This is a genomic window from Streptomyces blattellae, assembly GCF_009709555.1.
In the GTDB taxonomy this organism is placed as follows: domain Bacteria; phylum Actinomycetota; class Actinomycetes; order Streptomycetales; family Streptomycetaceae; genus Streptomyces; species Streptomyces blattellae.
The window spans coordinates 25,792-32,750 of the sequence record NZ_WJBG01000097.1; the positions used below are offsets into that span (position 1 = coordinate 25,792).

Genomic DNA, 6,959 nt, shown 5'->3' on the forward strand with positions numbered 1-6,959 from the left:
CCTCAGTGCGGGCCCGTGTCCGATCCGAGGCGTCCGTGAGCAAGCCGAACCCGACCAACTGCGGGCGGCCCGAGGCCACCGGAGACGCGGCGATGAGCATGGCCGGCGAAACAGGCACCGTCACCACCGATGTGCCCGCGCGTCTGGATCGGCTGCCGTGGTCACGCTGGCACTGGATGATCGTGGTCGGTCTCGGCACGGTCTGGATCCTCGACGGACTTGAGGTCACCGTCGTAGGCAATGTCGCCGGTCGGCTCTCCGAGGAGGGCAGCGGACTGTCCATCACATCCGCCCAGGTCACCGGCACCGCCGCCGGCGGCATCACCGGCCCGCTGCTGTTCGCCAAGCTCACGGAATCCGGCGTCGTCGCGGACACGGTCCTGGCGTTCCGGCTGGGCGCGTCCGTCATGACCGCGGCCGGGATCGTGGCCGCGGTCCTGGCCATCCCCGCGGAGCGCCGGTCGCTTGAGTCCATTGCCCGGCCCCTCTCCGCCGTGGAGTCACCTCGCCCTCCGATCAGGGTGTCCCGGTAGTTCATGGGACAACGCGATCCCCGACCTCGATGGTCAGCGCCTCCATCTGCTCCGCCAGTGGACCCAGGCCGACATCGCGGCGGCGTTCGTCGAGGCTCTCGGGCCGGCGTACCGGGTACGGGCGCAGGGTGACGGGGTTGACGCGAGTGCCGTAGAACTGCGGCAGTCGCTGCTCGACGGCGCAGTGGTCGGCGATGTAGGCGAGGTGGACGGCGGGGCAGCGGCCGTCCAGGGCGGCCTGGGCGATCAGGTCCCGGCAGGAGAGCTGGAAGTCGAGGTCCGGGGCGTGCAGCAGGATCATCAGGGCCGCGGTCGAGGCGGAGGCGCCCACCTGGTCGTCGGTCGGCCAGCCATGGCGGTGGACGACGGCCTTGAGCGCATCGGCGTTGGCGCGGCGGCACGCGATGATGTCCTGCCGCCGCCGCGGGGTGGGGTCGGCCTGCGCCCGCCGCATGAGGTCCCGTTCATGGTCGGCGCGGTGCTGTAATTCCGCGGCGAGGGCGGCCGTCGGCGACGGATGTGCCGCGCTCTCCTGCGGTGTCCGGCCCGCCTCGGTGCTTGCGGCACCGTCGTCGGAACGTACCGACGTGCCGGTGCGACGGCTCTCGTCCGTGGTGCATGTCCCTTCCCCGGCCTGCGTCGGCTGCCCCAGCGCGCTCTTCACGGCGCCACCCCCAGCTCCAGGGTGAACCACACCCGCTTGCCCGGGCTGCCGGGCTCCGGGGGTGCGACACCCCAGTCGTCGGACACCGCGGCCACGATGGCCAGTCCACGACCCGACTCCTCGGCTCGATCCGCCGTGCGCAGCCGGGGCAGGAGCGGTGAGCGGTCGGCGAGGGTCACCCGCAGCTCGTGCTCGGTGCTCTCGATGGTGAGGGTGACCATGTCGCCGGGGCCGGTACGCGCGTGCTGGACCGCGTTCGCGAACAACTCGTCCGTGGCGAGGACCGCGTTGTCCAGGTGATCCGGCGACAGCCGCAGCCGCCGGAGCTGGTCGGTGACCATGCGCCGCACGTCTGCGGCACGCGAGGGCTGGGCGGGGACCGTGGAGCGCAGGCGGGATCGTCTGTTCACCGGGATCACGGTGGGCTGTGGCTGACCGAGCGGGGCACGGTCTGCGTGGGGGGCACGTGCCGGGGAAGGCGACGGCTTGTGGCGCTGGGCCCTGGGTGCCGTCATGGAGCCTCCTTGTGGGGTGCAGCGCGGTGGCAGAAGCGTTGGCTGCATATGCAGCCAACAACCGGAACGGCGGCCGGACCAGGGGGTGTGCGGGTTGTCCGGTTGCGGGTGCGTAGTGGTGCGGGAGGTATGTTCGGGGGTGTGAGGAACGCGCACGGCACCCGGGCGGGGGCACGCGAGGAGCCCCATGGAGGGCCCGGCGTGCGCGGCAAGCGTGTGCTGATCACGGGCGGCACCCGGGGGCTGGGCGAGCAGATCGTACGGCTGCTGGTGGCCGAAGGGGCGCACGTGGCGACGTGCGCGCGTACCGCGCGCGACCTGGAGGCGCTGGCCGGCGTGCTGCGGGGCGCGGACGGCAGGCCCTTGTTCACCCGGGCGCTCGACGTCACCGAGCCGGAGCAACTGGAGCGGTTCGTCACGGCATCGGCGAAACGCCTCGGCGGCCTGGACGGGGTGGTGGCGTGTGCGGGCGGCTCTCGCGGCGGCGGCTTCGAGCGGACGGACACCGCGGACTGGGCCGCGACCTGGGAGCTGAACGTCGGCCATGCGGTGCGGCTGGTGCGTGCCGCGATCCCGCATCTGCGGGACACGGGCGGCGGCTCGGTCGTACTGATCTCCTCGATCTCCGGCTGGAAGCCGGGTCCACCCGTCCAGTACGGCGTCGCGAAGTCCGCCCAGATCCACCTGGCCGCGTCGCTCGCGCGTGAACTCGGCCCGGACGGGATCCGGGTGAACGCCGTCTCCCCGGGATCGATGCTCATCCCCGGCCGACGCTGGGACCGCATGCGCCGGGAGGATCCCGAGCGGTTCGCCTGCTTCGCGGCGGCGGAGCTGCCGGGCGGCGAACCGGTTGCGCCGCAGGAGGTGGCGCGGGTGGTGGCGTTCCTGCTGTCGGACTGGTCGAGCGGCGTCTCGGGGGCCCATGTGCCGGTCGACCGGGCACAGAACGCCCCGTCCCCGGACGGGTACTGAGGCAGCTCGTCCGTTCACGCCGCCGCCCCCAGCACCGCACGCGACCGGCGCGCGAACTCCCGTACGAGCGGTTCGTGACGGCGGGAATCCAGCCGCCTGCGGAAGTCGCGGAGAGCCTGGATGGAGCGTTCGCTGTGCACGGTGGCCAGGGTGTCGAGCGCCTCGGTGGCGGTACCGACGGCCTCGTCCAGCCGGTCCTGCTGCAGATGGGCCGTGGCCAGTACGGAGCGGCTGATCGCCTGGCGCCTGCGCCGGTCGGCATGGGCGCTCACCGACTCGCTCGCCGTGCGCTCGGCCTGGGCGGCGAGTCCCAGGTCGCGGAAGCAGAGCGCCGATTCGGCCTGCAGATAGTGGTGGTCGAGGAAGCGCACCCAGGGCGATTCCTGTTCGGCACCCCGGCTGGCGTCCAGTTGCCGCTCGGCCCGGCGCAGCGCGTCGGCCGCTTCGCGCGCATGCCCCTGGGCCGCGTGTCCGCGGGCCGACATGGCGTACAGGCGCATCAGGCCCAGCGGGCTGCCCGCTTCCTTGGCGGTGACGATGCCCGCCCGGGCCAGGCACACCCCCTCGTCGGGCCGGCCGAGGCTGGTGGCCAGGTGGGACAGTCCGGCCAGGATCTGCCCGCCCAGGACCCGGTCGCGGCCCTCGGCGCACAGGCGCAGCGCCTGGATCATGTAGCGCTGCGCCAGCCCGTACTCCCCCGCGTCGTACGAGCTCCAGCCGGCCATCGCGGCGAGCCGCGCCGCGGCGGTGTAAAGGGGGCGCTGCACCTGGGGGCACGTACCGCGCCGCTGCAGCATCGGGACCACTTCGGTGGACAGGTAGTGCACGATGCTGGTGCGCACCCCGCCGCCGCCGTAGTGGTTGTCCATCTCGTCGAACATGGCGATCATCGCGTGCACCTGTTCGACCGGGCCGCCACCGGCCACCGGCGTCAACTGCCCCGCGTCCTGGTTCTCCAGCAGCCACAGCAGCCACTCCCGCTGAGGGTCGGTCAGGGCGCCGGCGACGAAGGGGACCGAGCCGAGCAGGCTGTGCCGGGAGATGTCGGTCGACCCCAGTTCGGCGAGCGCGTGCAGGGTGTCCGCCATGTCTTCGCCGTACGTCAGCGTCCTGGCCACGACCGGGCGTTGCCGGTCGGGATGGAAGCCGAGGTCCGTGGGTGACACGGCGCGGCCGAGCCGTTCGGACAGCACGGCGGCGATCAGCTCCGGGGTTCTGCCGCGGGGTTGCTGTCCCTGCAGCCAGCGGGTCACCGACGCCTTGTCGTAGCTGGAGTCGGCGCCCTGGCAGTGGCCGAGTTCATTGACCCGAAGGGCGAGGGAGGCGTAGGAACAGCCGGCCTCCTTCAGCGCGGTCGCCAGTGCCGCATTGCCTCCGGCGGGGCCCTTGCCAGGGCTCCTTGCGTGTCCGTCGGTCACGGTGGCCATCCAGGTCTCGCATCAGTTCATGTACTGCGTCGCACCTGCCTGGCCGTCAAGTCATCGCCGGCCAGGCAGCGTTGACCTTCGTCGCGCCACTTCGCGCGGGAGGTCCCACGAGAACTATGGTCGCGTAGATACTCGATACGCAACTGGCGTTCTGATAATTTCGAATCGATCCGCATCGCTCTGTCTGTGTCGTGGACCGCGTGGCACACTGCACGCTGTGATGGCCGCCGAGGGAGGTAGGACGTGAGCGAGAACCGCTCCAGCGGCAGCGCGCCCACCGTTCTGCGGATGGTCCTCGGCAAGCGGCTGAAGCAGCTGAGGGAGCAGGCCGGAGTGTCCTTCGAGGACGCCGCGCGCGCCATCGAGGTCACCGCGCTCACGGTCCGGCGGATCGAGAAGGCCGAGGTCGGGCTGCGCATTCCGTACGTGAAGGAGCTGCTGCGCACGTACGGCGTCACGGCAACGGAGATCGAGGACTTCCTCGAACTCGCCCGCAAGGCGAACCAGCCCGGGTGGTGGTACCAGTACCGCGATGTGCTCCCGGAATGGTTCAAGGCATACGTGAGCCTGGAGAGCGAAGCCTCGGTCATCCGTCTCTACGAACCCCACTACGTCCCCGGCCTGTTGCAGACACACGACTACGCCAGCGCGCTGATGCGCGTCGGCTTCCCCGACGATCCGAAGGAGGAGACAGCCCGCCGCGTCGATCTGCGGCTCAAACGCCAGGACCTCCTCGCCAAGCCGGACGCGCCGGCCCTCTGGGCCGTCCTGGACGAGACCGTGCTGCGCCGGTCGGTGGGCGGGACCGAGGTGATGCGGGCTCAGATCGACCGGCTGCAGGAGGCCCTGGACCTGCCGAAGGTGCGGATCCAGATCATGCGCTTCGCGGCGGGCGCCCACCCCGGTGCCTTCGGACCGTTCCACCACTTCCGATTCGGCTTCTCGGAACTGCCCGACATCGTCTACATGGAGAGCTTGGCCGGCGCGGCCTACGTGGACCGGCCGGAGGACGTCGGCGCCTATCTCGAAGTACTGGACCGGATGTCCGTGCAGGCGGAACCGGTTGATCGAACCCGGGCCATCCTGGGTGAACTGCGTAAGGAGTTGTGATCCATGGGATCCAAGGGCCCCATCTACAGCGGCATGCCGGCCACCGATCTGGGCACCGAGGGCTGGCACAAGCCCTGGAGCGGTACCAACGGCGGCAGTTGCGTCGAAGCAAAGCGCCTGCCCGACGGCAGCGTCGCCTTCCGCCAGTCCACGGACCCCGAGGGTCCCGCGCTGGTCTACTCCCGCGACGAGATGATCGTGTTCCTGGAGGGCGCCAAGGCCGGCCAGGCCGACTTCCTGGTCGCCTAATGGGAGCTGCCGGGTCGGAGAGACTCGGTGCCGTAGCCGCCAGCAGGTGAGCACTTATGTCGCCGGAACCACTGTGAGTTCTGTGGTCAGACCGTGCCCCTGCTGGTTGGCCGGAAGGCCATGACCGCTGATGGGGTGGCGTGCCCGCCGAGCTGAGCGTGAGCACTGGATCCATTAGGCCGCGTGCCGTGTCTTCCGCGGGCTGCATGACCGGGAAGTACCTGACCTGGAGGATGAGTTGCTGCTGATCGGCGACGACTGGGCCGAGGACCACCACGATGTCGAAGTCCAGGACACCACCGGCCGCCGCCTCGCGACCGCAAGGTTGCCCGAGGGCGCGGACGGTATCACCAAGCTCCACGAGCTTGTGGCGAAGCATGCGGGTGAGGACCTCGTCCCCTGCGACGTGATCGTCGGGATCGAGACGGACCGCGGCACCTGGGTGCAGGCCCTGCTTGCGGCCGGCTACCGGGTCTACGCGATCAACCCTCGGCAGGTCGCCCGGTTCAAGGAGCGGTACAGCACCTCCGGCGCCAAGAGCGACAGAGGCGACGCCCACGCGCTGGCCGACATGGTCCGCATCGACCGCGACCAGCTGCGGCCCATCGCCGGCGACAGCGACCAGGCCCAGGCCGTCAAGGTCGTCGCCCGCGCCCACCAGACCCTGATCTGGGAACGCACCCGCACCTTCCAACGACTGCGCAACACGCTGCGCGAGTACTTCCCCGCAGCCCTGAACGCCTACGCGAGCCTGGAGCTGACCAGCACCGACGCGCTGGAACTGCTCATCAAGGCGCCCACCCCCCAGGCGGCGGCCAGGCTCACCCGCATCCAGATCACCGCCATCTTGGCCCGCGCCCGACGCCACAACCGGGACCAGAAGGCCGGGGCCATCCAGGCCGCCTTGCGCGAGAAGCACCTGGAACTGCCCGAGCCGGTGGCCGCCGCCTACGGGGCCACCACGACCGCCCATGCTCGTCTCCTGATCGCCCTCAACGAACAGATAGCCGCGATGGAAGAGCAGGTGAAGGCGCATTTTCTCGCGCACCCGGACGCTGAGATCTACCTCTCCATGCCCGGCATCGGAGAGATCACCGGCGCCCGGGTGCTCGCCGAGTTCGGGGACGATCCCACCCGTTACAGCTCCGCCAAGGCCCGCAAGAACTACGCCGGAACCAGCCCCGTTACCCGGGCCTCCGGCAAGAGCCACACCGTCCAGGCCCGCTACGTGCGCAACAACCGGCTCGCCGACGCGCTTCAGCGCCAGGCGTTCTCCGCCCTGCGGGCCTCACCCGGCGCCCGCCGGTACTACGACAAGCAGCGAGCCCGCGAGGCCGGCTACAACTCTGCCCTCCGCCAGGTCGGCAACAGGCTCGTCGGCATCCTCCACGGATGCCTCAAGACCCGCACCCTCTACGACGAAGCAACCGCCTGGTCGCACCACGCACAACCCCATACCGCTTGACACCAAACGACATGGGGTGTCTGA

The 6,959-nt window shown here is 70.6% G+C and carries 7 protein-coding genes and 1 pseudogene; 5 read left to right on the forward strand and 3 right to left on the reverse strand.

The window, feature by feature from the left end; all coding sequences use genetic code 11:
* Positions 1-92 precede the first annotated feature (92 nt).
* A pseudogene (locus tag GFH49_RS01890) lies at positions 93-356 on the forward strand (MFS transporter); the annotation flags it as partial.
* Between the two features lie 178 nt (positions 357-534).
* On the opposite strand, the gene GFH49_RS01895 reads toward GFH49_RS01890, so the two are convergent.
* Entirely contained in the window at positions 535-1,197 is a 663-nt protein-coding gene (locus tag GFH49_RS01895; protein WP_328288263.1) for a DUF6624 domain-containing protein, read from the reverse strand.
* Positions 1,194-1,607, reverse strand: coding sequence for an ATP-binding protein (locus GFH49_RS01900; RefSeq protein WP_230396115.1), 414 nt, complete (start codon positions 1,605-1,607; stop codon positions 1,194-1,196). The genes GFH49_RS01895 and GFH49_RS01900 overlap by 4 nt, the downstream gene beginning before the upstream one ends.
* Positions 1,608-1,913: 306 nt before the next feature.
* Here GFH49_RS01900 and GFH49_RS01905 point away from each other — a divergent pair, with 306 nt between their 5' ends.
* Positions 1,914-2,684, forward strand: a complete 771-nt coding sequence (locus GFH49_RS01905; RefSeq protein WP_230396116.1) for an SDR family NAD(P)-dependent oxidoreductase — start codon at positions 1,914-1,916, stop codon at positions 2,682-2,684.
* A 14-nt stretch (positions 2,685-2,698) separates the two neighbouring features.
* On the opposite strand, the gene GFH49_RS01910 is transcribed toward GFH49_RS01905, so the two are convergent.
* Positions 2,699-4,111 (reverse strand): NsdA family TPR-like regulatory protein, encoded by a 1,413-nt coding sequence (locus tag GFH49_RS01910; RefSeq protein WP_155053963.1) that lies wholly within the window; start codon positions 4,109-4,111, stop codon positions 2,699-2,701.
* 243 nt (positions 4,112-4,354) lie between these two features.
* Here GFH49_RS01910 and GFH49_RS01915 point away from each other — a divergent pair, with 243 nt between their 5' ends.
* The 3 genes from GFH49_RS01915 (at position 4,355) to GFH49_RS01925 (ending at position 6,935) form a co-directional block, all read left to right on the forward strand.
* Entirely contained in the window at positions 4,355-5,221 is an 867-nt protein-coding gene (locus GFH49_RS01915) for a Sco1979 family transcriptional regulator (RefSeq protein WP_230396117.1), read from the forward strand.
* Positions 5,222-5,224: 3 nt separating this feature from the next.
* Positions 5,225-5,470 (forward strand): DUF397 domain-containing protein, encoded by a 246-nt coding sequence (locus GFH49_RS01920; protein WP_155053964.1) that lies wholly within the window; start codon positions 5,225-5,227, stop codon positions 5,468-5,470.
* Positions 5,471-5,708: 238 nt separating this feature from the next.
* Entirely contained in the window at positions 5,709-6,935 is a 1,227-nt protein-coding gene (locus tag GFH49_RS01925) for an IS110 family RNA-guided transposase (protein ID WP_155053965.1), read from the forward strand.
* Positions 6,936-6,959: the final 24 nt, after the last annotated feature.